We start from the raw sequence: 2,335 nt of genomic DNA, 5'->3' as shown, positions 1-2,335 counted from the left end.
AGAACTACTTGGTCGCTCATTTGCGACTTCCTTATGTTAACATCTTCGTTAGTTAATGTCAACTAAGTTTTTCATTTCGTTTGTCGCTTGCGACGTTAATATCATCGGCGACTTGTCCTATATTACACCTCTATATAATAATAGTCAATATTAATCTTTCATTTTTTTAAAAAAGATGAAAAAGACTCTCATACCCCCTCTTTATTCCTCATACATATCAGTAAAATAACTGAAAGGAGTGTAGAACTTGTTCAACCCTTCTTTATTAAACACCATAAGCGCCCATTCAAGAAGCCCACACTATCATAGGAAGTTTCCCATCATTCTATTTTGGAGTCAAAAAAGCGGTTGCACTTCTCTTGCCAATTGGTTCTTTTACCAGATTGATTTATTGCAAACAGCTCTAAGTTATAGTCCTTTCATTCATAATTATGAATATGATATATACAAAAGTACACCTGCTTATAGTGTACGACTAGGAGTAGCGTTGCGAGAAAAACAAAAAGAAACGTTTAAACTTGTTCGTAACCCTTATAGGAGAGCAGTCAGTTCTTTCGTATCCTTAATTGGACCTCCTTATATGGAAAATCCCGAATGGAAACCCATCCGAAAGTTTTTATATCAAGATGAAAATTCCCCCAAAGGGATCTCATTTAAACAATTTCTATACTATCTATTTATGAAAGGAGCTCACGCAAGTGATATTAACCCACATTTCACACAACAATATATAGCTGGTGAAGAAGAATATGTCACCAATTATATATACTTAGAAAACTTTGATCAGGAAATGAAAGAATTAGAAAAGCGTTTCGAATTAAAAAACGCACCAATAAATGAGTTCTCAACATCATGGCATCATCAAACTCCCGCCATGATTTATAAAGGGAATTTTAGCGAAGGCGATATTACTGATCCTTTATTTCCCCGTCATCCAACTTTTGAAAGCTTTTATGATACTGAATGTATACAACTTGTTCAAACAATATTTCAAAATGATTTCGACACATATAAATACAGTAAAGAATATCCATACTAATTTTAGTCTATTATCTTTGCTAAATAAAAAAGATACCTCATATATAAGGTATCTTTTTTACATGTCAATTATATAAATCATACTGTTTAACAGTCTCTATTCTTCACCTTATTACCTTTTAATAGATTACATAACTTTTGCTTATCCGCCCATCCTACTCCAATTAAAACTAAACTCGCTCCCATTATTACTCTCCATGTCAGAGATTCATTTAATAGAATAATTGAAGTAACAATACTTATTAACGGTAATGCATTTAAATATAATCCGCTTACTGATGCTGAAACTCTCTCTAGCGCTTTATTCCAAAACCAATATGCTAAAATTGTTGCTCCAATAACAAGGTATATTACACTAAGTCCCGTTTTCCAAGTTTCAATCTTCGGTAAACCGTAATAAAGAATTTCTACCAGTGCAAATGGTAATAGAATAACAGCTCCGATAATTAAAGTTAATGTTGTAAAAACCTCGTTTGATAAATACTGTTCTTGTTTTGGTCGTTTTAGCAAAACCGTGTAGAAAGCAAATAGAAAAGTACTTAATAATATCAGTATATCTCCTATTAAAGACACTTCTTGATCAGCACTTTTAGATGGAATCGTAATAAAGAGTACTCCTATAGCACCCAATATAATTCCTATCCAATAATTCAATCGAATTTTCTCTTTCAAGAAGAATGCTGAAAAAAGAATTGTAACTAATGGTAATGCAGCATCTATAATACTAACATGTAATCCACTTGTTAAAGAAATACCGTACGATGTGAACATAAAATACCCAGCTACACCGGTAAAAGCTAACAAACTCATTCTTTTCCATGGAACTTTTTTATGTACAACTGATTTTTGTAGTTGCTTAAATGAAAATAGCATACAAATTCCACCTGCAAAGAAAAGACGAATAAACAACAAAGTAAACGGCTGAATAGATTCTAACGCCCATTTTGTTGGCGCAATAGCTGTCCCCCATAATATAACAGCCACTAATAACATGCATATTTCTTTCATAATCCCCCACACCCATCAAAAATATATGTTAACTACCTTAATTATAGATTTTTTCTTATGTAAAATCCTTTAAAAACACAAAAGGTTATGCAAAAAGAGCTGGATTGCTATTTTTCGCATAACCTTTTTATATAAGATCCCAAATATTCTATTCTTACAAAAGGTAATTCTTACCTTTATATTACAACCAATAAAAATAAACACAAAAAAACCTAAGTCGAAACGACTTAGGTTTTTGCTTGGCGACGTCCTACTCTCACAGGGACAAGGTCCCAACTACCATCGGCGC

At 32.6% G+C, this 2,335-nt stretch carries 2 protein-coding genes; one reads left to right on the top strand and one right to left on the bottom strand.

The genetic code is table 11. The features are described 5' to 3' along the window. The first annotated feature begins 247 nt into the window (after nt 1-247). On the top strand, nt 248-1,039 hold the full coding sequence (locus tag ACTJJY_RS31855; RefSeq protein WP_063546267.1) for a sulfotransferase family 2 domain-containing protein: 792 nt from the start codon (nt 248-250) through the stop codon (nt 1,037-1,039). 86 nt (nt 1,040-1,125) lie between these two features. Here the strand turns inward: ACTJJY_RS31855 and ACTJJY_RS31850 are convergent, their stop codons facing one another. Next, nucleotides 1,126-2,046 carry a DMT family transporter gene (locus ACTJJY_RS31850; protein ID WP_440607441.1) on the bottom strand — a complete coding sequence of 307 codons (921 nt, stop codon included), beginning with the start codon at nt 2,044-2,046 and terminating at the stop codon, nt 1,126-1,128. Nucleotides 2,047-2,335: the final 289 nt, after the last annotated feature.

The organism is Bacillus sp. 22475 (assembly GCF_052044835.1).
GTDB lineage: Bacteria > Bacillota > Bacilli > Bacillales > Bacillaceae_G > Bacillus_A > Bacillus_A cereus.
This window is presented reverse-complemented; position numbering and strand designations above follow the sequence as displayed.